The 23,286-nt window shown below is 44.4% G+C and carries 23 protein-coding genes; 11 read left to right on the top strand and 12 right to left on the bottom strand.

Translation table 11 applies throughout. The features are described 5' to 3' along the window. Nucleotides 1–16: 16 nt before the first annotated feature. Complete coding sequence (locus tag EO98_RS05540) at nucleotides 17–808, top strand: nicotinate-nucleotide pyrophosphorylase (RefSeq protein ID WP_048139904.1); 792 nt, start codon at nucleotides 17–19, stop codon at nucleotides 806–808. Nucleotides 809–832: 24 nt separating this feature from the next. Beyond that, nucleotides 833–1,681: a Rossmann-like domain-containing protein gene (locus EO98_RS05535; protein WP_048139906.1), complete on the top strand. Its 849-nt coding sequence runs from the start codon at nucleotides 833–835 to the stop codon at nucleotides 1,679–1,681. A 125-nt stretch (nucleotides 1,682–1,806) separates the two neighbouring features. On the opposite strand, the gene purN is transcribed toward EO98_RS05535, so the two are convergent. Together purN and EO98_RS05525 are read right to left on the bottom strand one after the other, a co-directional pair. Continuing rightward, on the bottom strand, nucleotides 1,807–2,421 hold the full coding sequence (gene purN, locus EO98_RS05530) for a phosphoribosylglycinamide formyltransferase (RefSeq protein WP_048139907.1): 615 nt from the start codon (nucleotides 2,419–2,421) through the stop codon (nucleotides 1,807–1,809). A gap of 91 nt (nucleotides 2,422–2,512) precedes the next feature. Next, nucleotides 2,513–3,502 carry a hypothetical protein gene (locus EO98_RS05525; protein WP_048139908.1) on the bottom strand — a complete coding sequence of 330 codons (990 nt, stop codon included), beginning with the start codon at nucleotides 3,500–3,502 and terminating at the stop codon, nucleotides 2,513–2,515. A 611-nt stretch (nucleotides 3,503–4,113) separates the two neighbouring features. On the opposite strand from EO98_RS05525, the gene EO98_RS05520 reads away from it, so the two are divergent. Continuing rightward, complete coding sequence (locus EO98_RS05520) at nucleotides 4,114–4,818, top strand: methyltransferase domain-containing protein (RefSeq protein ID WP_048140070.1); 705 nt, start codon at nucleotides 4,114–4,116, stop codon at nucleotides 4,816–4,818. 163 nt (nucleotides 4,819–4,981) lie between these two features. Next, nucleotides 4,982–5,989, top strand: coding sequence for a GNAT family N-acetyltransferase (locus EO98_RS05515; RefSeq protein WP_048139909.1), 1,008 nt, complete (start codon nucleotides 4,982–4,984; stop codon nucleotides 5,987–5,989). 264 nt (nucleotides 5,990–6,253) lie between these two features. Here EO98_RS05515 and EO98_RS05510 read toward each other — a convergent pair whose 3' ends face one another. The 7 genes from EO98_RS05510 to EO98_RS05480 all read right to left on the bottom strand — a co-directional run bounded on the left by EO98_RS05510 (nucleotide 6,254) and on the right by EO98_RS05480 (nucleotide 13,168). Then, the gene (locus tag EO98_RS05510) at nucleotides 6,254–7,006 is read right to left on the bottom strand and encodes an SIMPL domain-containing protein (RefSeq protein WP_048139911.1); all 753 of its coding nucleotides are present in this window, start codon (nucleotides 7,004–7,006) and stop codon (nucleotides 6,254–6,256) included. Nucleotides 7,007–7,266: 260 nt separating this feature from the next. Beyond that, complete coding sequence (locus EO98_RS05505; RefSeq protein ID WP_048139913.1) at nucleotides 7,267–8,568, bottom strand: formylmethanofuran dehydrogenase subunit B; 1,302 nt, start codon at nucleotides 8,566–8,568, stop codon at nucleotides 7,267–7,269. A 2-nt stretch (nucleotides 8,569–8,570) separates the two neighbouring features. Beyond that, nucleotides 8,571–8,960, bottom strand: coding sequence for a molybdopterin dinucleotide binding domain-containing protein (locus EO98_RS05500; RefSeq protein ID WP_048140072.1), 390 nt, complete (start codon nucleotides 8,958–8,960; stop codon nucleotides 8,571–8,573). A gap of 10 nt (nucleotides 8,961–8,970) precedes the next feature. After that, nucleotides 8,971–9,780: a formylmethanofuran dehydrogenase subunit C gene (locus EO98_RS05495; RefSeq protein WP_048139915.1), complete on the bottom strand. Its 810-nt coding sequence runs from the start codon at nucleotides 9,778–9,780 to the stop codon at nucleotides 8,971–8,973. A 4-nt stretch (nucleotides 9,781–9,784) separates the two neighbouring features. Beyond that, nucleotides 9,785–11,539 carry a formylmethanofuran dehydrogenase subunit A gene (locus EO98_RS05490; protein ID WP_048139917.1) on the bottom strand — a complete coding sequence of 585 codons (1,755 nt, stop codon included), beginning with the start codon at nucleotides 11,537–11,539 and terminating at the stop codon, nucleotides 9,785–9,787. Next, on the bottom strand, nucleotides 11,540–12,580 hold the full coding sequence (locus EO98_RS05485) for a 4Fe-4S binding protein (RefSeq protein ID WP_048139919.1): 1,041 nt from the start codon (nucleotides 12,578–12,580) through the stop codon (nucleotides 11,540–11,542). An 18-nt stretch (nucleotides 12,581–12,598) separates the two neighbouring features. Further along, nucleotides 12,599–13,168: an FmdE family protein gene (locus tag EO98_RS05480; RefSeq protein ID WP_235283570.1), complete on the bottom strand. Its 570-nt coding sequence runs from the start codon at nucleotides 13,166–13,168 to the stop codon at nucleotides 12,599–12,601. An 857-nt stretch (nucleotides 13,169–14,025) separates the two neighbouring features. On the opposite strand from EO98_RS05480, the gene EO98_RS05475 reads away from it, so the two are divergent. The 7 genes from EO98_RS05475 (at nucleotide 14,026) to EO98_RS05445 (ending at nucleotide 20,799) form a co-directional block, all read left to right on the top strand. Next, entirely contained in the window at nucleotides 14,026–14,793 is a 768-nt protein-coding gene (locus tag EO98_RS05475; protein ID WP_048139923.1) for a class I SAM-dependent methyltransferase, read from the top strand. 30 nt (nucleotides 14,794–14,823) lie between these two features. Then, on the top strand, nucleotides 14,824–16,464 hold the full coding sequence (locus EO98_RS05470) for an ABC transporter substrate-binding protein (RefSeq protein ID WP_048139926.1): 1,641 nt from the start codon (nucleotides 14,824–14,826) through the stop codon (nucleotides 16,462–16,464). Nucleotides 16,465–16,571: 107 nt separating this feature from the next. Then, entirely contained in the window at nucleotides 16,572–17,513 is a 942-nt protein-coding gene (locus tag EO98_RS05465) for an ABC transporter permease (protein WP_048139928.1), read from the top strand. Further along, nucleotides 17,506–18,420: an ABC transporter permease gene (locus EO98_RS05460; RefSeq protein WP_235283571.1), complete on the top strand. Its 915-nt coding sequence runs from the start codon at nucleotides 17,506–17,508 to the stop codon at nucleotides 18,418–18,420. Before EO98_RS05465 ends, EO98_RS05460 begins: the two co-directional genes overlap by 8 nt. Further along, nucleotides 18,417–19,358 (top strand): ABC transporter ATP-binding protein, encoded by a 942-nt coding sequence (locus EO98_RS05455; RefSeq protein WP_048139931.1) that lies wholly within the window; start codon nucleotides 18,417–18,419, stop codon nucleotides 19,356–19,358. Before EO98_RS05460 ends, EO98_RS05455 begins: the two co-directional genes overlap by 4 nt. After that, nucleotides 19,334–20,041, top strand: a complete 708-nt coding sequence (locus tag EO98_RS05450) for an ABC transporter ATP-binding protein (protein WP_082098483.1) — start codon at nucleotides 19,334–19,336, stop codon at nucleotides 20,039–20,041. Before EO98_RS05455 ends, EO98_RS05450 begins: the two co-directional genes overlap by 25 nt. Beyond that, complete coding sequence (locus tag EO98_RS05445) at nucleotides 20,038–20,799, top strand: class I SAM-dependent methyltransferase (protein ID WP_048139933.1); 762 nt, start codon at nucleotides 20,038–20,040, stop codon at nucleotides 20,797–20,799. Before EO98_RS05450 ends, EO98_RS05445 begins: the two co-directional genes overlap by 4 nt. Nucleotides 20,800–20,905: 106 nt before the next feature. Here EO98_RS05445 and EO98_RS05440 read toward each other — a convergent pair whose 3' ends face one another. From EO98_RS05440 to EO98_RS05430, 3 genes are all read right to left on the bottom strand, one after another. Beyond that, nucleotides 20,906–21,589, bottom strand: a complete 684-nt coding sequence (locus tag EO98_RS05440; protein ID WP_048139934.1) for a type IV pilin — start codon at nucleotides 21,587–21,589, stop codon at nucleotides 20,906–20,908. A gap of 162 nt (nucleotides 21,590–21,751) precedes the next feature. Next, nucleotides 21,752–22,612, bottom strand: a complete 861-nt coding sequence (locus EO98_RS05435; RefSeq protein WP_235283577.1) for a DUF5803 family protein — start codon at nucleotides 22,610–22,612, stop codon at nucleotides 21,752–21,754. Between the two features lie 261 nt (nucleotides 22,613–22,873). Next, nucleotides 22,874–23,131, bottom strand: a complete 258-nt coding sequence (locus tag EO98_RS05430; RefSeq protein ID WP_048131328.1) for a hypothetical protein — start codon at nucleotides 23,129–23,131, stop codon at nucleotides 22,874–22,876. Nucleotides 23,132–23,286 lie beyond the last annotated feature (155 nt).

Genomic DNA, 23,286 nt, shown 5'->3' with positions numbered 1-23,286 from the left:
ATTTTTGAGGCAAAACATGATAGACCTTTTTGAGCTTTACTTTTATGAAGACTGTCCCTATCAGGATGAAAGCGCAGAACTGCTCAGGCTTGAAGGCAGGGGAAAAATGAGGATTGTTTCGAGAGAAAAAGGGATCTGTGCCTGCGCCGGCGACCTGGCGGAATATTATGAAAGAAAAGGTCTGAAAAACCTGAATTGCCTCAAAGATGGTCAGCCTTTCAAGCCCGGAGATGCGATTATCGAAGCCGAAGGAGACCTAAAACTCCTGTTCAAGCTCTGGAGGGTTTCCCAGACATTCCTCTCGCTCATGTGCGCCATTTCCACCAGAACAGCCTCTTTCGTAAGCGCTGGCCGGAAGGCAAACCCTGGCCTTATTATTGCAACAAGCCGAAAGACCCACCCCGGAGTCCGCTTATTTGAGCTTAAAGCCGTCCGGGCAGGCGGAGGAGACATCCACAGGAACTCCCTCAGCGATTCCATCCAGCTCAGCCAGAACCACCTGGAAGTTGCCGGGGAACTGGGAGAACTCAGAGCTATGAAAAAAATAGAAATCGAGCCCCGGTCGAGGGAAGAAGCCCTCAGGTACGCAATACATGCAGATATAATGCTCCTTGACCACCTGTCTCCGGCAGAAATGCAGAAGGTCGGGCCCGAACTTAAGAAGCTGAACCCGAAACTTGAACTTGCAGTCGGAGGAATCGAGGCAAAAAGAATCCCCGAATACGCCCCTCTAGTGGACATAATCGTCACAAGCGCTCCCTATTATGCAACTCCTCTTGACTTTACAACGAAGATCGAAAGACTGTAAGCTGAGAAAATAAAAGGTGGACTCATGCCAGAAAGCAAAAATTTACAGGAAACCGGGAAAAAAGAAGAAAAAGGAATCCTGCCCACCCTTGTAAGTGCGCTCAAAAAAGACTTTGGCCCCTCCTTTGAAGAAATCGAGGTAAAAGACGTCAGGATAGGGCTTGCCTATACCGGAGTCCTGCTTTCAGAAAGCTACGGAGGGGTGGCCTGCACCCCCCTCTATGAGTTTTCAGGCTGCCCTGCCCTCGGTTTTGCAGATACCCTGAAAGGCAAAACTGCGGATAAACTGCTTGAACTTGTTCTGTCAGAAAACCCACTTGAAGCTGCAGTTGGAGTTGCAACTGCAAACGCGCTTTCCCACATGCTCTGTGACCTGAAGCCCGAACACTTTCCTGTTTCAAGCATAGATATCCTTGACCTCATAAAACCTGAAGATAAAGTTGCAATGGTAGGTTACTTCGGCCCTCTTGTCCCGAGAATACTGAAAATAACCGATAAGCTTACAGTCCTTGAAAAGCGTGAAATCGAATTTCCTCAAACCATGACCCTGCCCTCGGAAAAAGCCAGAGAAATACTCCCTTCATCGGATGTGATAATTCTCAGTGCAAGCACCCTCGCCAACCGGACTTTTGATGAACTTCTTTCCCTCCGGGGTGCAGCAAGGGAAGTTGTCCTGCTCGGCCCAAGCGCGCCTCTCTATCCGGCACCGTTTTTTAGTAGAGGTATTACTGCAATAATGGGAACCCGAATTATTGACCCCTTAACAATGCTTACGGTGGTCAGTGAGGCGGGAGGAACGAAAAAGTTACATAAGTGGTGCGGGGAGAAGGTAGCTTTCAGAAGAAAAGAACGAGAAGAAAATAAGTCTGCTTGAAAGACACAGGAAGAGCGATACCTATGGAGTAATAGCCATTGATCCAGTATTACATTACGAGCACTTGACAATCAATACACAGAAACAATGACTAAATTAATCACTTATCATTGCCATCTCTGCCATTACAATTTGATTACACCTTCACTTATCAGTTTCAAGGTCTCCACATAGAAGGCGTTTTCTCTTTCAAGTACCCTTTTTGACAGGGAATCTATCGTATCACCTTCCAGAACCTCAATTTCACATTGCCGAATTATCTTTCCTGTATCATATTCCTCTTCTACCAGATGAATTGTAACTCCTGTTATATTCTCTCCGGCATCAATAACCGCTCTGTGTACGTAAGCTCCATACATTCCTTTGCCGCCGTATTTGGGCAAGAGTGAAGGGTGAATGTTGAGTATACGTCCTTTGTACTGTTTCAAAACCTTAGGGCCCAGCTTTTTCATGTACCCTGCAAGCGCGATTATGTCTGCACCGCTTTCAGCCAGTACTGTACATATTGCTTCATCTAATTCATCGTCTTCTGGATGTGTTTTATTACTTAGATGATATTCAGGAACTCCTGCAATTCTCGCTTTCTCCAATGCCTGCGAATCTGAGTTATTGCTTATAACAGCACATACTTCCCCGTTCAAATCCCCTCTTCTGCAAGCATCAATGATCGCTTGCATATTGGTTCCTTTGTGGGAAGCAAATATTGCGATATGCAAGTTCTTTGTACTTTCACTTATCATAATTTATAACTCCGGCTGTGAGATTTGATCAGCGCCAGGACAATAACTCTTAAAAAAGTCGTTTTTGAGGAACCTGCTTAAGATGCAAGCTTTATTTTCTTGATTTAACTAAGAACAATAAGCACAGAACTAACATTATAAAAGTGAAACCAGGCATTTGATTGGTTGTCTCATTACCAGTGATCTCTTCTTCATTACCTGATAAATTGGAATCATCAGCTTCATCAGGATATGGTCCATCAACTACTGCTATATCTTCAATTGACTCTCCTCTCCACTCAAAAACTACCGGTACATCATTTACACCTTTTTGTTCAGAATGTTCCTCAATTATTAGATATATTTCATCAATTATAGAATCATTAACACTTTCTATAGATTCGGGATCAAAACATACAAAAATATATCCCCTATAATTATGGCCAAAACCAGTCAATTGTCCACCAGATGATTTCATGTAGGGCCGAAGATCACCACTGAAGCTGTGAATACACTTCCCTGCTGTCTCTGTCCATTCAACTTTTTCACTGGGATCTGTAATAACAGGCATAATTCCCCGAGTAGCTATGAATCCGGGCTCATTTTTAACTTCCTCGAAAACCTGAGGCCCATAGTCCGGTAACGGAAGATCTTCCTCGTCCTGTGCCCACATAAAAACCACAGGAATATCACTTATTCCTTCCTGCTCTTCGCAGTAATTCTCTATTTTCTGATACATAGCGTCAATTCTGGAGTTATCTACTTCTCCTTTATAGGCAGAACCCAGTTCAATAATTATTACATCACTGGCAGCAACGCTTTTAATAGACTTGTCAAATTCGGAATAGGAAGGCCCTATTTTGTTAAGATTTAGCCAGCAATCTGCAATTGAATTTTCCCATTCCCGATCAATTGTTTCCGGTATGGTTCCCCTGTAGGCTATGAACGAGAGATCGTTTGCGAATTCCGTAATAGAATCAGAGATTTCATTAGATTCGGAATCATTCAGTTCACTATCATCTGCACTTGCAGAACCGGATAATAAAATATAAATAAATAATGTAAGCATCAGCCATTTGACGATATTGCTTTTTTTGAACATTTAAATCAGACCTTTATTAGTTAATTCAGGGCTCTAACTCTTACTATTGCTTTAAATTAATCTCAAAATCAAGTACTTGCAAGTTTGTGAAAAATGGCATATTTAGAAATCTTAGTGTTCTATACTACTGACTTCAGAACTCAACTGCACAATTTCCTTAAATGAGATAGTGGTAGAGTATAAAACACTTTTTAAATTTTTTAATTATATACTTACTCGCTTAAACCGAGAAACTATGACTCAAAGACTACATAATTTTTTTGAGATCATATGGATTTAAATTAAGAATAAATTGGGAAGAGATTCATATTCATGAACGGAAAGAAAGATAGAACCGGGAAGCAATGAATATTAAAAAACAAATTTGAAGAAGCTTCAACCGCCAGAGAAACTTATATATAGGCATGAAAATAGAATTATTTAGTATATATTTACAGTTTAGAGTGATTTTGGGGAATAACTAAGAGAACTGATAGTGTAGCAATTTTAGAGTGCATGGGGAGAGGTAAAAAAGCAATATTTGGGGGTATAAAGAAAATATGGCGGTGGGACATGAAAAAAAAGGGTCTGAGATTTATGAAAAAAACAGGTCTGTGGAATATGAAAAAAAGATATTGAAACCAAAAAACGTATGGGAAGAGTTTTTTGCAGATAAGAGAAGTGGGGGTCACAGATCTTCAGCTGAAGAATTTCTTGCTATGGAGGCAAGGGAAAAATTATTCCATCTGGATGGTGGAAAAACCCTTCTTGATTTTGGGTGCGGAGCTGGAGAACTCCTGGTTTACTATGCGCCAGAATATGAAAAGACGATAGGAGTTGACTTTTCCCCGTCCATGCTTGAGGAAGCAAGCAAAAAAATAAAGGAAAGGAATTGTGAAAATACAACTTTAATTCTGGCTGACGACAAAACTGTCTGGGACAAGCTGGACTCTTCCTTTGACCGAATAAATGCAGCTGGAGTATTGCAGTACCTGACATATCAAGAAATTGATGATTTTATTTTCAATGCATCAAAATATATTAATAAAGACGGAAAAATAGTATTGTTTGACATGCTGGACCCTCGCTTATACCCATTGTGGAAAATAGGGCTGTTTTCACAGGATAAAAGCTGTAGGAAAATATTAAGCAAAGTGGTTTGTGGGGTAAAAAATTCAATATCATCAAGCTTGAAAAAACGTCCGAGAGACATTTTGGGGTATTCCCATTATCCCAATAAAATTAAAAAAATTGCAAATAAAAATGGTTTTGAAATGATTTGTGTACAATCAATGTATTATGAATACAAATATCATGCAATAATATTTAGGAGTTAAACGGCTGTTCAGATGGAGATTGAATCAAACCTGCTTTCGGCAGATAAACGTAAAAATTCATTTTATTTTTTGTTGACGAGTAACATTCACTTTACCACCAGATATCGGAACTGAGTCATTCATCACAGATAAAAATAATTATCTGTTTGCACGAGGCTTAAAATTGGACGGAATTGAAGTTAGAGAATTATTGTCATCCGAATACAAAGAATGGAATTTGCTTGTCGAAAAAGCTCAACCCGGTATACTCTTTCATACCAGTGAATGGCTTGAAATTTGCAGGGATGCCCTGTCAATAGATCTAAAAATCTACGGCTGTTTCAAAAACGGTGAGCTTGTAGGAGGATGCCCCCTTTTTGTAAAAAATATAAGGGGAATATTGAAAGTGGCAACTTCAACCTGTAGAATGACCAGCTACAGTGGGCCTCTTATAAAAGAGAGTGCCAGCTCTAAAGCAAGTAAACGTATACAGGAAACTCATGATATCCTCAATCCCCTCAGGGAATTTCTATGCAAGCAGGGATTTGACAGCATTCATCTTACGTTCGCTCCAGGCTTTGAGGATATAAGACCGTTTACGTGGAATGGATGGGATTCCGCCGTGCATTATACACATTATCTGGATCTGAAAGAAAACATAGACAGCAACCTTTCAAGGGAAAGACAGATGGAACTTAAAACCGCAACTGAGGCAGGACTTAAAACCAGGGCATTGAATGACCCTGAAACTTATTACCGTCTGCTTTCACTGGCCTATAAAAAGCAGAATTTAGAGCCTCCCTTGTCCAGAGGGTTCTTTGAAAGAGTATTTAAGTTGATTCAGGAAAAAAACATTGGATACATGTTTGTCTCAGAAACACCCGAGGGTGAAGCTGTTGCAGCTCACTTAAATCTGTACGGAAAGAAATGCGCTATAATCTGGACCTCAGCCCTGAACCCTGATTTTGATCGTTTGGGTCCCATTGCTCTTCTGTATTATAATGAATTTCTCGACCTGAAGTCCCGAGACTTCAAATACATGAACGTAATGGCAGCAAATATTCCTACATTTGTGGATTTTATTATGGGCTTTTCTCCTGAGCTAATTCCGTACTATAGTGTGACCCTGGAGAGCAAAAAATATTCAATCGCGAAAACCTTATACAAAACCACTCATAAGGAAACTTATTGATAGAATACGAAGTTTCTTTAAAAAATATAAAAGTAGGGATTTTGACTCCGTTCCAAAATCCAGTGATTTTTTCACTTTTTGATTGAAATATCGAATTTTGGTGAAAGATCTTGTGGAAAGCAAAATTAGTATTAAAAATTGCATTACTACCTGAAAAAATGAGCTTGAAGACGCGTTGACCTTAGAAGTTGCAAATAACATTCGTCATCTGCAACTCCTGATCATTTGTATACTTCAGTGTTCAAACTACTTAGTCCAAATTTCTTATTCAATGTAGTATGTGACCTGTACTGACATTGAAACAGTAGACTCTCCTGGCTGAATAGGAGTGGAAGCTGCCCCTGCGCTCTTTGTTGCGTCTGTTACCATATCGTATTCGTAATATACTCTGGAACCGCTGTTTTCACTTACAGATGAAGTCTGCACGCCAGTAATCTCAACCCTCAGGCTCTTAGCAAGCGTAGTGGCTTTTGATGATGCGTCAGCTACTGCTTCATTCATCAGGTCTTCACGAAGCTGCTTTTGCATGTCACCAGATACTGAGAAGGAAATGCGTCCAATATCATTCGCTCCGGCAGCTGTGGACCTGTCAATGATCTCACTCAGGTTGTCGAGCTTCGTGGTTGTGATCTGCACACTGTTGGATGCAGAGTAACCTGTGATTGTTTGTGCCGTATCATAGTTGTATACCGGGTACACGGAAACATAGGATGTCTGTATTTCCTTGTCCTGCAATCCCATTGCTTTGAGTTCTGCTATTACAGCGCTCATAAGGGCTGCATTTTCATCGGATGCTTCCTTTGCAGTTGCAGACTGAACTACAACACCTATGCTCAATGTTGCTGTGTCAGGGACAACTTTCTGTTCAGAATACCCGCTCATGGAAATAGTATTTTCCGTATCCTTTTCGGACCCACTCTGTGAAATGGCGTATATCGTTGCTGACATCAGCACCAAAACAACTGATAGCGCAATGATAACGTAATAAGATTTATCGTTTTTATTTTCCTGTGACATTTTTCACATACTCCTCGTTCAATGCTTTGTTAACTGGCGATTCAGCCAATTCTAACAAGCCATAAATGGACGCACACATATTAAAGAATTCCTTAAACTTCAACTACGTTCGCAGTTATGATAGCCACATGATATTGCAGGAAAAATTGTGTTCACAGGAAACTGAAAAGATAAAAAAGGTGAGAGCTTTATATCACTCTCACGTCATCTGTTTGTTTTGCACTATCCTTTAACTGAGAATCCGTGAAAACAGACTTAACTTACTTCCTTGCTTTGATCTTAGCAAAGAGCTGTTTTAAGGTATCTTCGTTGCTCTTCGTAAATTCGAAGGGCGAGGTTGTGAAAGGTTCGAAGTGCACGGGCACATCATCTAGCCTGTAGAAGGTTCCGTCACATTCCATGGCATCAAGGACTCCGGGGAGTACAACATCCGAAGCAGCTGTACTCGGGCAGGGAGCAATGTCCAGGCAGACCATAGGGATTTCGGCAAGATAGGAAGCACAGTCCGCAGGGATGTGGCAGACAAGATCGGCGCACATCACAAAAGCTGCATCCACATCCTTTTCCCGCAGCACATCCACGGTTGTAAATTCCCCGGGGTTGTAGCGCGGGTATCCGCGTGTGAAGTCAAGCCCGAAGGGGTATCCGTACATGTAAGAGGCGACCTGGTTAAAGCCTGCCACGTTGCAGTGGCCGCGGAGTGCGCCCAGGGTGAACTTGGCGTAATTGTTCAGTTCCTTTACCAGGTTCATGGCAATTTCGGCATTCCTGTGCTTTCCAATTGAAGAAGAAAGCCCGAGCCCCACTGAGATGGCTCCGAAGTTACAGTTCTTCATCATATCTAGCATCTCTTCCATCACTGAGATAGGGATACCTGTAACCTCTTCAACTGACGGGTGAGGAGTTTTTCCGTGGAGCATGGTAAGGAGGGCACTGGCCAGTTCATAATCAGAGTTAGGTTTGAGCTGAATGTGCAGGTCTGAAGCCTCTGCAGTGGGAGTTTTTCTCGGGTCGATGGTGATGACTGTCCTGTCGAAACGCCCGCGTTTGGTCCAGTAACCTCTCGGGAAAACCCCATATCTGGACATCTGCCGCGGCATGGACTCGAGAGGATTTGTTCCCCAGTAGATGATAAGGTCGCCCCTGTTTTTCTTCTGCCCTTCCGTTGCTCCGACTTTTCCGGATTCCTGGATTCCCATGGCTGTTGGTCCGTGGCAGATTGTTGCATTGGAGTCAACAATCGCACCCAGGTATTCCCCTATCTTGAGCCCGACTTCATGCGCTTCACAGGAGGTTTCACTGCCCATGAAAAGCAAGGGGCGCTTTGCCGAAACAAGGATATCAGCAGCTTTTTCAAGGGCTTCGTCCCAGGCTGCGGGGGTCAGTTTTCCTTCGCCCTTTATAAGGGGCTGCCTGAGCCTGTGGGAACTTACAACTTCCTTGAACTTGGCGTTTCCCATCTTACATGCATTTTTAGCTTCAATCTTTCCGTCTCCGAACTCGACCTGGATATCATCACAAGCCGCCCCGCAGACCGGACAGACTATGTTTTTGTAAATCATACTCACTGCCCTCCGACATAAACTTTCAGCACTACATCTTCAGCGCTCAGGACCTCTTCTTCCGTGGGCTCAACCTGCACGGGGGCACCTTTGTAGAGGGGAGAGCCTGTAGAAAGGGTGTCCGGATCGATGATAACATTGGACCAGATAGCCCTTGGCATGAATACATGCCCCGGACAAACTGAATCCGTACATTTCGTATAGACCACGACAGAATGCTTTCCGTTCCGGCTTGTAACCTTCACTTTTTCAGGGGAGCAGAGTGACACGAAATCCACAGGGGAAAGCCAGCAGGATGCGCATTCCATGGTGTAATCGTCCGTGAACTTGTCCCCGCCTTTGGCAAGCCTGCCTTCATCAATCGTACTTCCGGTAATGAGTAATACTTCCATGTTTCTCACCTCAGAGTTCCGGATTTGCATCTGCAGCCGCGTAGAGCACTCCTTTTGCCCGCTTGCTGATCGCATAGTCCCCGGTGAACTTCTTGAATTCTCCTGTTAGCTCAACCCCACCCTGGGTGAGTCCGTCTACCATACCTGTATATTCGAAACCCGGAGTGAAGCGTTCGATTAACCCCCCGATAACTATGGTACCGGCTGCCATTTCAGCGCCAACGCCGCGAAGAGCTCTGCCCTTAACAACGATGACCCCGCCGTTCTGGCGAATCCCGCAGAAGCCTTCAACATTGCCTTCCACCAGAATTTCTCCGCCGTCCATACCGCCTCCGAGCTGGTGCCGCGCCGAGCCTTCGATCACTATGCGGCCGCCTTTCATGCCATGCCATTTACCTCTGTAAGCACAGCCAACATGGTCTCCGGCATTGCCTTTGATATGCAGGAGCCCGCCCAGCATTTCCATACCAGCCCAGGAATCCGCATCTCCGGACACGAGAATCTCGCCTCCTTTCATCCCTGACCCTACATGCATGCCTGCAGAACCTTCAATTTCAATTTTTCCTGCACTCATGCCTTCTCCGATCCTTTTGACCCTCATTACGTCGCCTTTTATGCGGATCAGAGTCTCAGCTGCAGAGCTGCCTCCATTACCTTTAACTTCAAAAAAATCGGAAAGAGGGTAGGTCTTTGGCCCCTGCCAGATGGGCAGGCTTCCGATTTCTTCGGCATTTTTATCTGCAAAGGAGTCAGGAGTTATGACATCTGCCTCCAGTTTAATGTCGATCTCTCTCTTAAGGGTAAGAATTACTTCTGACATCACTTCACCTCTCAGCGTTAACCTTTATAGGAGTCGGATTTTCCAGATACTTTTCCGGAGTCGGGTAGTTGGCAAAGCCCATGGTGTAGTACCTGAACCACTCCTTAACGTCGGCCAACATCTCCTTTTCCCGTTCGTCTTCTACGTGCACTTCGGAATAATAAGTCCGCTTTTCGGGAACGGAGACGATTTCTCCTTTAACAGCCACAATTTCCCCGCCCTTCACGGTGTATTCTGCTTTCCTGAAGGTCCTGATGAGAGACTCGTAATTGTTCGGGTCAAGCTGCTGCGGGTTTATGTTATAGACTGTAACATCCCCGTCTGCCCCCACGCCAAGAGAACCTTTCCTGTGAGCCATGCCAATTGTCTTAGCAGGGTTAGCTCTGGTCAGTATCGCAAGGTCATAGAGGGAAAGTTCCCGATTTACGCCTCCGAGTGCGCTCCTGTCATTTGCCCACTTGTGGCATTCACTGAAAGTCTGTTTCCGGAAAGCCTCGGACATGAGCCAGGTCATGACCTCAGGATATTTCGTAAACGGCCCACCATTGGGACTGTCTGTAGTCATGATGGTCTTCCAGGGGTCGTTGATAAGCAGGAGACATTCAAGTCCCATTGCCCACTGCAGACTGTGCACCGGGTTGGACTTTAGGTAAGTAAAGGGAATGACACCTGAGCCGCATTCCATCTCAACGTCGGTATTCGACCACTTGTTTCCTGTAAGCGTGTAAAGGTCATGAATAGCAGGCCCGTCTCCGGTCATAACAGTGGCTTCTCCGAAGGGCGTGCACCCACTGTCGATTACCACGTGATCTTTGTTGTTGATGTAGTTAGCAATGTCTTTAACACCGGATTCACAATCTGCCCAGGTGGTGCCTGCAAAACTGTTGAACATCAGGTGGGTGAGGTATACGGAACGGTCCCTTGAAGGATCCATTTTGGTTTCAGCCCATTCAACGTCCATGTTCTGTCTGGTCTTTACTCCATCAGGAATTTTCAGGGAATCTTTGGTAACTGCATAACAGCCGGGGTGTCCCAGGTTGTTGGCATGCAGGTGGACAGGCATTGGCATTCCAAGGCGTTCGTTGATCTCGGTAAGCCCTTTTATGACCTCCCTGGGGGTAATTTCGAAATGGATGTTAGCCTCATCAAGCGAACTTACGTTTTTACCCCAACCCCAGTTCTCAACTCCGGCAGGGTTGACGCATTTGATCCCGTAGGTCTTGTGAGTCTTCATCATCCAGGCAACATAAGCCGCAGCCTTTTCTATGTCTCCATCCCTGATGTAGCGCATCAAAAAGAAGTTGTTTCCGAGCACCATGTACCCGCCCATATCAAGAAGTGGAGTTGCTCTCATCTCTTCATGGGTGTGGCGGGCTTCAATAGGAGGGACTGCAGCTTCAAAGACAGTTGTGTAACCCATTGCTGCATAATCATACCCCTGTTTGTAGACCGAGGGGACAGTGTAACCTGAACCCGAATGGGTTAGTGAAGTTTTCTGGAGAGTCGCCTTATAGTGGTCTTCGGGGCGCATCGACCGCCCTGCATTGACCTTTGCCCCGGCCACGTGGGAGTGGGAGTCAACCCCTCCGGGCATGACCGTCATGCCTGAAGCGTCAATGACCTTTGCATTTATCAGTTCGGCCGCAGAAAGTTCTTTTACGACTTTTCCGTCCCTGACGAAGACATCCATTCTCTCCCCTTTTATTTCGTTGAGGGGGTCAAAGACGTATCCATTCTTGATTGCAATTGTTCCTGCCATTTATTCCACCTCTTTTTTCACAAGCCGGATCGCATTAACAGGACAGATAAGGGCACAGGCTCCGTCTGCTCCGCAGAGGTCCTGGTTTACGACCGAAATTATTCCGTTCTTAACCCCAAGGAGAGCTTTTTCGTCCATGTTGTTAAGGTGCCCTGCAGCAAGTTCACGGTTATTGAGAGCATTTACCGGACAGACAATCACACAGTTTCCGCAACCCAGGCAAGCAGCTTCATCCGTTTCCAGGCAGGTACGGAGCAGAGCCTCCGGAACAGGGGCTTCAAGTATCTTTTTCTCGAGGGGGCCCTTTTTCTCCACATCCGGCAGAATTGCGGTTTTTCTAACATCAATGGCATCTACAGGACAGGCAACTGCGCATGCCCCGCAGTAAATGCAGGCATCAGGTCTGTGCGTAATCTTTTCGACTATTTCTCCGGGTTTAGCCTTTTTATTGAAAATAGCATTTGCAGGACAGACTTCCACACATGTATGGCAGGTCTGACAGACAGTCTCATCCCGGGTCCAGCGTCCTTCAAAGGGTTTTTCCACGGAAATTGCATTCACAGGACAGACTGCAGCACACCAGCCGCAGTGGATACAGCACTCCGAATCAATGTGGGTCTTTCCAACCAGCTTCAGGTTCCCATCAGTTGAAATCTCCCTTGTGACCTCAATACAGCCTCTGGGACAGATATCTTCACAAAGCCCGCAGTGGACGCAGCTTTCATTTACTGACGTCGGCCTCATGGCCCTGGAAATATAGGACATGTCAGTGAGGGGTTTTCCTTCCTGCTTCAATTCAAGAGCGCCTGTGGGACAAACTTTCGCACAAATTCCACAGACAATGCAGTCTTCACTCTCTTTCATTTCCAGAAAATCAGCATCCAGGAGCCCTCTTGCTATAGCTCCCACAGCCCCTACAGCCAGGGTGCCTTTAGGGCATGCCTGTACACAGGTCCCGCAGCCAATGCATTTTTCAGGCTTATAGACCAGCTGCCGATCTTTTTTTTCGGAAAAGACAGACAATCGCATATCATCTTGCATTTTGATTACCTCTCAACGTTATTCTGTGCATCCGCCGCACAGCAGCTCATTATCGTGTTGAATAAACATTTCACCGCAATTTTTACAGCACTGTATCCGCTTTTTCTTCCGGACCGGAACTTCCAGGTCCACAGGTTTCCAGGAATACACCTTTTCTCCTGCAGCCAGGAGGATGGGTACAACCTCTTCATGGGGAAGCTTTTCAGTGTTCAGGTACCAGGCATGGAGTTTGGGATAGTCCTTTGTCTTCTCAGTGTCGAGGATGATTCGGATACCTGTTATTCCATTCACCCCTTCAGACGCCTGTTTGTTTACCGTGACCGCCATTTTCCCAAAGTTCTTGATCTTCAAACCGTTGTTCCCGATGGTAGCTCCGGCAAGGATCTGAAAGGGGTCAGGCATGCAGCTTTTTGTTTCACAGGTCACGTATATGCGCTCCCCGTCCAGGACATCGAGCTCCCGTCTTGCGATATTGAGCATCTGGATGCCGATTAACGCCCCGGAGGTCAGGAAGCCGTGAAAGGGGACGACCTTTTCAATCTGTGAAAGCAGCTCAGGATCCTTTACCTGTTTAAGGATCGCCTCCATGTTGTGTGTCTCTTGATCTGAATTCTTATGCAATGTGTACACCGCCGTAGGTTTCACCGTTATGTTTAAATAAACATAACGCCAAAGATGTTGAATGCAGACAGGATAAATGTAATACAGCCAGCATATTTGAAGGAATCGCATTATGTAGATTTCAACATAACGCAGAAGGATACACTGTATTTATAGGTAACTTTTTCACAGAAATTCATTAATTTATGGTATAATTCAGGGGCAAGATTTCAATACAGGGGACAGAACCCCCTTATAATTGGCCGGTCACAGAAAAAAACGCCAGCCAGAACTCTACAGCTTCCAGATATGTAAAGCTCAACATATCTATAAAAACGGAAGACTGGAATCTTGCGCTCAAAATATATAATCAAGTATTTTATAAAATTGTCGATGGAAAAGGGATTTTCCTTCAAAAAAGACAATAGTGAAAACTTTTTTATAAAAGGCCAATTTCCCCTATAAACAAAAATATATTATTGATCCGGGCAGCCTGCCTGAAATCTTAAGGTTTTTCTATTCTGCACCCTGCCCCGGATATAACATATCGGGTTTGACCAGTTGAAAAAGCAAACCAGTTGTACAGGAAAAAGCCTGGCACCATTTTACCCGTCCAATTTTGCCCTTCTGTCAGTATTGAGTCGTCCGGATTCTTGTAACTGACTCGAAAGACAAAAAATCTATTTTTTAGGAGGTTTTCAGTAATACATACACAAATGTTCGTATAGTTTTTGTCAACATCATAGTAAGTATATGGGAATCCTATGTTACTAATGAATAAATTAATTAGAATAAGTATTACAAAATAGAAAAATATTAATTAGAGGATTAACAAGTACTGATGAATGTCGTCTTCAGAAATCCAGATCAAAGAGATGGTAGCCCATAAATGGGACCTTGCATCCGAGACTTTTGATACCCATCCAGGACACGGGATCCAGAGCCAAAAAGAAAGAGATGCCTGGAAACGTGCTTTTCAGGAAGTTTTTCCGAAAAAGGGTTTGAAAATTCTTGATGTCGGCTGCGGGACAGGAGAATTAAGCTTACTGTTTGCTGAAATGGGGCATAAGGTTACTGGAATTGACATTTCCAGACAAATGCTGAAAGCAGCAAAAACAAAAGCTGAAGCCCGTGGAGCTGACATAACCTTTGAGGAAGGAGATGCAGAAAATCCCCCTTATGATACGTCTTCTTTTGATATTGTGTTCAGCCGCCATCTGCTCTGGACCCTTCCTAATCCAAAAACGGCCGTAGAGAACTGGAAGAGGATTCTGCGGAAAAATGGGAAGGTTGTGATTATCGATGGGGTGTGGGACAGCGGGACCCTAGAGTCCAGAGTCCGCAGAAGTGCAGGTTCCCTTTTAACCCTGCTCCTTGAGAGAAAAGATCCCAGAAAAGGACACGCCGGATATTCCGATGAACTCAAAGCCCAGCTTCCGCATTCCGGAGGGGCCCCGCTTGGAAAAGTAAAGGAGTACCTGTTGAGTGAAGGTTTTGAAAAGATCCAGGTTTTTGACCTGAAAGAGGTAAGAGCGGCACAGAAAGAGAACATGCCGTTAGGTGAACGGATTGTACGCAGTTATCAGTACTACCTCATCTGCGGCCGGAAATAAAATTCATTAAAAACAGACGGAGGTTCCGAAATGAAAAATAAAAACTCCCCTTTCTTTATATTGTTAATTATTCTGCTGACCTGCGCCATCCTGATTACTTCCGGATGCAGCAGTAAAGAAGAAAACAACGCAAAAGAAGCTGTTTCCGGGATGGAAGTAGCCTCAGGATCTGATGCAGTCTCCCAACAAGAAGGAGACTCTGAAGATAATACACTTGTACTTGGTGAAATGTGGGAAATAGACTCGATCAATACTATAAACGGAGACGGTGGAACGCTTATCTGTGAGAAAGCTGCAGTAACCGAAACTCTCGTTGGTGCCAATGAAGATTTCTCCCTTAAACCCGGGCTTGCAAGTTCTTGGAAGCAGCTTGATGAAAATACCTGGGAATTTAAACTAAGAGAGAATGTTACCTTCCATGACGGAAGCGAGATGACCGCAGAAGAAGTAAAGTTCACCCTGGAAAATGTCATTAAAGCAAACACGAAAGTCGCATCCATGCTCAAGGTAGACACTATCGAGGCAGTCGATGACCATACCCTCAAAATAAAAACCAAGGAAATCAATCCCATTCTGCCTGGAATTCTCCATTACCCCGATACAGCCATAATAAGCCCCTCTTCTTTTGACGAATCAGAGGAGTTCATAAAACCCATTGGAACAGGTCCGTATAAATTTGAATCCTTTGACGAACAGACCAGAATTCTGACGGTTGTTAAGAATGAAAACTGGTGGGGAGGAAAAGTCGGGCTTGATAAGATGATTCTTAAAGGGATACCTGACCCAAACACAAGAGCAATGGCAATAGAAAATGGAGAAGTTGACTTTACCGTTGATGTGCCCTACAGTGAAACAGACCGAATCGATGCGATAGACGGCATTACAGTAGAAAAATACAAAACACCGAGGGTTTACAAACTCGATATCAACCTGAAACATGAGCCTCTTGAAGATATCAGAGTCAGACAGGCCATGTCTTATGCCATAGACAGGCACGCAATCGCAGAACATGTACTCTACAATGTAGGAGAAGCTGCTGCTGGTCCTTTCCTGCCCACGATGGTCTGGGCAAATAAGAGCCTGAGCCCTTATACAAGGGACCTTGAGGAAGCTGACGAACTCCTGACAGCTGCAGGCTGGGTAGACACTGATGGGGACGGGATAAGAGACAAAGACGGAAAATCCCTCAATCTCAACATGATGACATATTCCGCAAGGCCGGGCCTTCCTCCAATGGCTGAAGCTATGGCTGCCCAATTGAAGGAGGCAGGCATAGACGTAGAGATAGAAGTAATGGAAATGGGGTCAATTTATGACCGAAAAGAAAAAGGTGACTGGGATCTCTACCTTGCCGCTTATAACATTGCAATGGTTCCGGACCCCGAATATATTCTAACGAACTGGTACATGACAAATGGCACTGATAATGGACCTGGATATTCTAATCAGAAAGTAGATACCCTGATAACGGAAGCCAGAAAAATCACGGACCTGGAAGAGCGCTATAAAAAGTTCAATGAGGTCGAAGCCATTGTAAACGAAGAACAGCCAATGATCATAGTGGCTTACTACGGCTGTGCAATTGTAAAGAAAGACCACGTAAAAGGATATGTGTTTGACCCGACTGCCCATGATTACCGTATAAATGCAGGTATGTATATCGAAAAATAAAAAAGGGATGCTCGAATGGGTGTAGATTTTAGATCTATACCCTCCCCTCGCTTGAAATAACACGGAAAGACGGGTATTCTTGCCTTCTGTCCGTTTTAGGAGGAAGTATGAAATATTTAATAAAAAGGGCAGGGTTTATGGCATTTACGGTTTTTGCGGTCTGCGCCCTGACTTTTTTTCTTATGAACGTAATTCCAGGAGGCACAGCTGAGTTAATTCTCAAGCACACCCTTATTGGTCTTGAGGAAAGTGCAACCGAAGAGCAGCTCAGCCAGATCTCAAGCAGGTACAACCTGGACGACCCTCTTTACCTGCAGTTTTACTGGTGGGTAAAAGAAGCCGTATTGAGAGGGGACATCGGAACTTCCTATATATATAATAAACCGGTCCTTTACCTCCTGACTCTGCGCCTGCCGGCAACGGTCCAGCTTGCAGGGGCAAGTATGGCTATTGCAACACTTGCAGGAGTAAGCCTGGGAATCTATTCAGCTCTTCAGGAAAACAGGATTTCGGACCATATACTAAGGATTGTAACGCTTTTTGGAGTTTCGATGCCCGGATTCTGGATAGCACTGATTCTTATCATAATATTCTCCCTAAAACTAAAACTTGTCCAGGTATCAGGTTACGGGAATCTGGAAAACCTGATTTTACCAGCAGCCGCCCTTTCTCTCCACTCTGTTGCTGCTGTTATGAGGGTTACAAGGACAAGCATGCTTGAAACCCTTGGGCAGGAATACATAAGGTTTGCAAAAGCCAAAGGGCTTCCTGTATGGAAAATAATCAGCAGACACGCCTTAAAAAACGCCATGCTCCCTGTTGTTACTGTTATTGGCTTTCAAATGGGAAACCTGCTTGGAGGGGCAGTAGTGATTGAAAAGATCTTTGCCTGGCCAGGGATAGGAAGCCTGCTTGTGGACTCGATTTCGGCCAGGGATTTGCCAATGGTTCAGGGATGCGTACTTGCTATAGTTACCATGTTCCTCCTTGTGAATTTCATTGTGGATATACTCTACACACATCTTGACCCTCGGATAAGGTATGGTTGATACAATGGACAATGCATTTGCTAAGAAGTTGAAAAAAGAAGATGTATTGATAACAGAAGTCTACGGAAGCGAATTTTCAAAAAGACTCTTTCAAAGAAAAGATATGCTTTTTGCCCTGGTTGCACTTTTGCTTTTTACCGGGCTTGCACTGTTCGCCCCATTTATTTCCCCTTATGACCCAAACGCAAACGAACTCAGGAACAAGAACCTTAGTCCCTCCGAAGATCACCTTTTGGGTACAGATTACCTTGGAAGAGACCTGTTGAGCAGGATCCTGATAGGTGCCAGGACTTCTCTCTCAATTGCCTTCGGAGTTGTGCTTATTTCTTTGATTACAGGAACTGCACTGGGATGTGCAGCAGGATACTATGGAGGGATTGTGGATGAAGGGATCTCAAGGGTTATAGATGTCTTTCTGTCCTTTCCTGGAGTTATTTTTGCCCTCGCCATAATGGGAGTGCTTGGCAGAGGAGTATTCAACCTGATGCTTGCTCTCTCCATTGTCCAGTGGGCAAAATATGCAAGAGTAATGAGAGGACAGGTTCTTTCCATTAAAAAGCAGGAGTTTGTACTTTCTGCGGTTACAAGCGGGGCAGATGATTTCTATATCATCCGCAGGCATATAGTACCCAACGCTATCGCCCCTCTAATTGTACTTGCCACAATCGACATCGGACATGTGATTCTCTCCATTGCCACACTGAGTTTTCTGGGGATAGGGCTTCCTGCTGATGTTCCTGAATGGGGAGCGATGCTTTCCGCAGGAAAAGAATTTATGAGAACAGCTCCTTATCAGACGATTTTTCCGGGGCTTGCCATAACCTTCGTAGTAGTGATTTTCAGCATCCTTGGGGATGGCATGAGAGATATCCTTGACCCAAACCATGAAGGAGGAGAAATCTATTGAGCCTGCTTGAAATAAGAGGCCTCTCTGTTGAATTCCCTGCAGGAGAAAATGCTGTAAAAGCAGTCTCAAACGTGTCTTTTGAAGTAGAAGAAGGAGAAACATTCGGGCTTATAGGGGAAAGTGGATCAGGAAAATCTGTAATAGGGCTTGCCCTGCTCCGGCTACTCCCGGAAAGTGCAGTGATTTCAGGAGAAGTTATTTTCCAGGGGCAGAATCTCTTTTCCCTTAAACCTTCAGAACTCCGAAATATAAGAGGGAAGAAAATTTCACTCATGCCTCAGAACCCTGCCGGTGCCCTGAACCCTGTCCTGAAAAACGGACTTCAGATAGAGGAGGTTTTTGAAGAAAGGAGAGTTGACAAAAAGGAAGGGATGAAAAGATCCCTGAAGCTCATGAAAAAACTCTTTTTGACAGACCCCGAAAAACTCTGTACCCTGTATCCTCATCAATTATCTGGAGGTATGAGGCAAAGGCTAATAGCTTGCATGTCCCTTTCCTTTGAACCCGAACTTTTAATCGCCGATGAACCTACAAAAGGTCTGGACCCTGAGGCGAAGGCAGGCGCAGTTGATCTTTTCACAAAAATAAAAAAAGAATATGGAAAGACAATGCTCCTTATCACACATGACCTTGATCTGGCTCTTGAGGTCTGTGACCGAATAGCTGTGATGTATGCAGGGGAAATTGTAGAACTGAACGAGGCTTCAAAAGTGCTGAACACGCCTGTACACCCCTATACAAAAGGACTTATTAGTGCTCAACCTCGAAACGGGCTTGTTCCCCTGAGAGGGCAGAGTCCAAGCAGGATAAAGCTTCCAGAAGGCTGTTTTTTCAATGAAAGATGCAGGTGCTCGGGAATCGAATGCTCTAAAAAACATCCAGAAATAAAAAAACATAAAGGAGGATGGGTTAGGTGTCATTTCCAGTCCTTACAGTAAACGAACTGGCAATGAAGTTTGGGACTTCAGAGGTGTTCAAAAACATCAGTTTCTCAGTAGCTCGCGGAGAAACCCTGGGGCTTTTTGGAAAAAGCGGATCCGGAAAAACCACGATTGGAAGATGTATTGTAGGGCTCGAAAAACCCACCGGAGGGAAAATCCTGGTCCATGGGGAGGATATCCTGAGCATGGGCAAAAAAGAGTTTAGGAAACTGCGCCCTAAAATCCAGATGATTTTCCAGCACCCTGAAACTTCCCTTGACCCCCGCATGAAAGCCTTTGAAAACCTTATCGAGCCCCTGAAAATCCATTCCGGGCTTAAGCAAGATTCCCTCCTGAAGCGAGGAGAAGAACTGGCAGAACTCACTGGCCTTCGTCCGGAACACCTTGTCCGTTATCCGGGCCACCTCAGCGGAGGGGAGATCCAGAGGATAGTGCTCGCAAGGATCATGGCTTTATCTCCTGATTTTATAGTCGCTGACGAACCCACTTCCATGCTTGACGTCTCAGTCCAGGCTCAGATCCTGCGCCTTATGCAGAAACTCCAGAGAGAAACCGGGGTTTCTTACCTGCTGATCTCCCATAACCTTGAAGTGTTAAGGAAAGTCTGCCACAGGATTGCTTACCTTGAAAACGGGACCATTACCTCAATTGAAAATATAAATAGAGGCATTAAAACATGACAACTCAGGAAAACCAGATAAAACAAACTATTGCTCGTATCTGGGATGTCTCATCCGAGACCTACGACAGCCAGGAAGGGCACGGAATTCAGAGTGAAATCGAAAGGGAAGCCTGGAAACGTGTTTTTAAACGCCTGCTTCCTCCAGGCAGGCTAAAGATACTTGATGTAGGGTGCGGGACATGTGAAATAGGGCTGCTGTTTGCTGAAATGGGACACCACGTTACAGGCCTTGACCTTTCGGAAAAAATGCTTGCAAAAGCCAGGGAAAAAGCATCTAAGAAAGGGTTTGACAGCGTCTTCAAAAAAGGGGATGCCGAAGCCCCTCCTTTTGAGGAGGATACCTTCGATGTTGTTGTCAACCGCCACCTGCTCTGGACCCTTCCGCACCCCGATACCGCAGTCATGAACTGGAAAAAAGTAATGAAGAAAGGAGGAGTGCTTATTGTTGTTGACGGGGTCTGGAATGACGGCACCTTCGAAACGAAGGCAAGGAGGTTTGTTAGCGATTTCTGCACTTTGCTTGCCGAGAGAAGGAATCCCAGAAAAGGGCACTATTCAAGAGAGATCAATAGTGAACTTCCTAACTGTCACGGAGTCCCGCCGGAAAAGACGCTCGAATACTTTAAGGAGGCAGGTTTAAAAAATGTAAAGGACCTTGACCTGAAAGACGTGAGGGAAATTCAGAAAAAGAAGATGCCATTCCGGAAACGGATAGCCTATAACTACAAATATCATCTGCTCTACGGGGAAAAATAACTCTGAAGGGAAGACTCCATGAAAGTCCAGTTATGGGTGGCGATTTCATCTCTCGCCTCGCCCAACGTATTTATATGATCCGGATCGAACTTGCCAAAATGTTTTATCACTCGGCGAGTTTGACGATAGCTGTCCTTTCAGCAAGAACATTCCTGCCTTTGCGGTCAATAACCATCAGGGTAATTTCAGTGCCTGCTTTGAAACCATAATTATTCTTAGTTTCATCGACCCCGCCTACACTGACCTTAACACTGGAATAAATATTCCCACTAGCACTGTCTCTTCCGCAAAGAATCAATTTTTCACCCACATCCCAGGACCCATCCTCCAAAACTGCACGATTTCGAGCCGTATAGTCCTTATTTTTTCCTTTTTGGCTCAGGTCCAGGTAAAAAACCTCTACATCTCCTTCAATTCTTTTTCCAGTTCCATTAGAAATATTTCCCTTGAAAGAATTGCCATATCCGGAAATTCTTATCGAGATAGAATCTAATGGAAGGGAATCTCCCCCCTCATGCATAAGGACAATTTGATTTTCCTTAAACGTGACCCATTTGCTTACAGGTCCGGCACCGTAAATCCCCCCTTCGCAGGATTCAAGAGTAATTTTTGCAAAAGGAGGCTGAAAATTTGTCCTGCCTTCGGAGAGATTAATGCTGCTAGCAACTGCCCCCACAAGCACAAAAACGATTAGAAGAAGGAGCAGGGAACCGATAACAGGAGAGAGACCTTCCGGTGCAGAATTTAAGAAATAAAAGAATTTGTGTCGGAGACTTCCCCACGCCTTCATCAAGAATATAATATGCAAAACTTGAATAAATAGTTGATTGTTGGTCTAAAAATAAATAAGTGTTTGAAAAAAGAACCCTGGAATAAATTGAAACTGCGCTGGCGCACCCCGCAGCAAGCTGCGGGGTATTCGACTGAAAATAAGGAGAATATTTGTCTCGGGTTATTTCTTTTTCCTACGTGCTTTTTCTTCATATTCCTTTTCGAGTTCGAAAATCTCCCGAACGCTTTCCAGTTCTTTTTTGCTCCTGGAATAACGCGAAAGCACCGTAGCAACCCCGAATAGCAGGGCTACAATTGCAGCGAAGAAATACATGGGTGCGGATTCAGCATAGTATTTAACCTGAATAGCCTCTTCCCGTCCTCCCATCTTGGAAGAGATCCACAGGAGAGTCTGCCTTCCTTCTTCATCGAAGCTTGTGTCATAAGGTTCAGGCCTTGCTATTCCGAATACTCTATTACCTGTGGCAAAACCCTTCGGAAGAATCACACGGATGAACTCGGAGTCAGGTTTCATAAAAGCAAAACTCTGAGTTCCGGGCGTATCAAGGGTGTACGCAATAAAACCCGTAACAGGTTCTTCAAATTCAAGGTTTATTACCTTCATATTCCGGGTAATTTCCTGCGTAAGAGTATAATTGATATCCGAAACGTTGCTGCTATTTGAAAGCCTCATAAAAGTTTTTGAACTTGCTACAGTTTCATTTGCAGGTTCCGCCAGAAGTACAAGATTTTTAATGGGGTCTTCATTAGAACCTCCGCCAAGAGAGTCTGACGGAAAAATTTCAAGCTTGCTGCTATTTATGACGAGCTGGACGACCTGTACCTCTGTTTTGTCTCCCAAAATATAATATGTGGTGGTATTTGCTGGAATTTCATTATCCCACTCATCCAGAAAAACCTCATATTCATAATTGGAGATATTACCAGGCTCATCCAGAATGATCTCCTTTTTTTGGTCAATACAGCCCGACATGAAGACCACCAGCAGGGCAAGGAGCATAAATATACTTTTTGTTCTCATTTTCACGGAAGAATTCTCCCTTGGGCTTGAAGCGATCTCTTTTCAGCCTGCAGCAATTTTCCTTTTATTTAGAGCGAAGCTTGCAGGATCTGTAACAGGTCAGCCTTTATCCTATGCTCTCTCTTCTTAATAAACAAAACGGATAACCTGTCAGAAGAAAAACACAAAATAGCTCCGGTTTAGCTAACAGAAAAGTAAAAATCATTGCATAAAAATAAAAATAGGAATAGCCACAATAAAAATAGCAATCAAAGCTCAAGTTCAGGTTTTTGATTCTCCTGATGAACTCAGATACCTTTCTACCATAGGCCAGTCAATTTTTTTGATATATTTTGCCTGAAGTTTGGAAACGTAAAGAATATTGCTGCCAACAAGGATTTTCAGGTCAGAGGGTTTGGAAGAGGATTCCCCAAGCGGGAGAAGCACAGGCCCCTCCGGAGAAGTGGAAAGCCTGAAGTCCTGCTCGCTCTTCCTGATGTAAGCCCTGACTTTTTCATCAATTGAAAACACCGGAATCATATAATGCACCGTCCAGAAATTGTCCGGGGAAGATAAATAGTTACAGGGTATCAGATATGGAGAAAAACCAGAAACTTTACATTGACAAAAAGAAACTTTACATTGATAAAAAGAAACTCAGAAACTCAGAAGCTGCCGGGCAGTTTTAAATTTGA

The sequence above is a fragment of the Methanosarcina sp. 2.H.T.1A.6 genome (assembly GCF_000979455.1).
Lineage (GTDB): Archaea > Halobacteriota > Methanosarcinia > Methanosarcinales > Methanosarcinaceae > Methanosarcina.
This window is presented reverse-complemented; position numbering and strand designations above follow the sequence as displayed.

Excerpts from the sequence above, each read along its gene's own strand:
- EO98_RS05540 (WP_048139904.1), top strand. The coding sequence starts at position 17 with ATGATAGACCTTTTTGAGCTTTACTTTTATGAAGACTGTCCCTATCAG.
- EO98_RS05535 (WP_048139906.1), top strand. The coding sequence starts at position 833 with ATGCCAGAAAGCAAAAATTTACAGGAAACCGGGAAAAAAGAAGAAAAA.
- purN (WP_048139907.1), bottom strand. The coding sequence starts at position 2,421 with ATGATAAGTGAAAGTACAAAGAACTTGCATATCGCAATATTTGCTTCC.
- EO98_RS05525 (WP_048139908.1), bottom strand. The coding sequence starts at position 3,502 with ATGTTCAAAAAAAGCAATATCGTCAAATGGCTGATGCTTACATTATTT.
- EO98_RS05510 (WP_048139911.1), bottom strand. The coding sequence starts at position 7,006 with ATGTCACAGGAAAATAAAAACGATAAATCTTATTACGTTATCATTGCG.
- EO98_RS05505 (WP_048139913.1), bottom strand. The coding sequence starts at position 8,568 with ATGATTTACAAAAACATAGTCTGTCCGGTCTGCGGGGCGGCTTGTGAT.
- EO98_RS05500 (WP_048140072.1), bottom strand. The coding sequence starts at position 8,960 with ATGGAAGTATTACTCATTACCGGAAGTACGATTGATGAAGGCAGGCTT.
- EO98_RS05495 (WP_048139915.1), bottom strand. The coding sequence starts at position 9,780 with ATGTCAGAAGTAATTCTTACCCTTAAGAGAGAGATCGACATTAAACTG.
- EO98_RS05490 (WP_048139917.1), bottom strand. The coding sequence starts at position 11,539 with ATGGCAGGAACAATTGCAATCAAGAATGGATACGTCTTTGACCCCCTC.
- EO98_RS05485 (WP_048139919.1), bottom strand. The coding sequence starts at position 12,580 with ATGCAAGATGATATGCGATTGTCTGTCTTTTCCGAAAAAAAAGATCGG.
- EO98_RS05480 (WP_235283570.1), bottom strand. The coding sequence starts at position 13,168 with ATGGAGGCGATCCTTAAACAGGTAAAGGATCCTGAGCTGCTTTCACAG.
- EO98_RS05475 (WP_048139923.1), top strand. The coding sequence starts at position 14,026 with ATGTCGTCTTCAGAAATCCAGATCAAAGAGATGGTAGCCCATAAATGG.
- EO98_RS05470 (WP_048139926.1), top strand. The coding sequence starts at position 14,824 with ATGAAAAATAAAAACTCCCCTTTCTTTATATTGTTAATTATTCTGCTG.
- EO98_RS05465 (WP_048139928.1), top strand. The coding sequence starts at position 16,572 with ATGAAATATTTAATAAAAAGGGCAGGGTTTATGGCATTTACGGTTTTT.
- EO98_RS05460 (WP_235283571.1), top strand. The coding sequence starts at position 17,506 with ATGGTTGATACAATGGACAATGCATTTGCTAAGAAGTTGAAAAAAGAA.
- EO98_RS05445 (WP_048139933.1), top strand. The coding sequence starts at position 20,038 with ATGACAACTCAGGAAAACCAGATAAAACAAACTATTGCTCGTATCTGG.
- EO98_RS05440 (WP_048139934.1), bottom strand. The coding sequence starts at position 21,589 with ATGAAGGCGTGGGGAAGTCTCCGACACAAATTCTTTTATTTCTTAAAT.
- EO98_RS05435 (WP_235283577.1), bottom strand. The coding sequence starts at position 22,612 with ATGAGAACAAAAAGTATATTTATGCTCCTTGCCCTGCTGGTGGTCTTC.
- EO98_RS05430 (WP_048131328.1), bottom strand. The coding sequence starts at position 23,131 with ATGATTCCGGTGTTTTCAATTGATGAAAAAGTCAGGGCTTACATCAGG.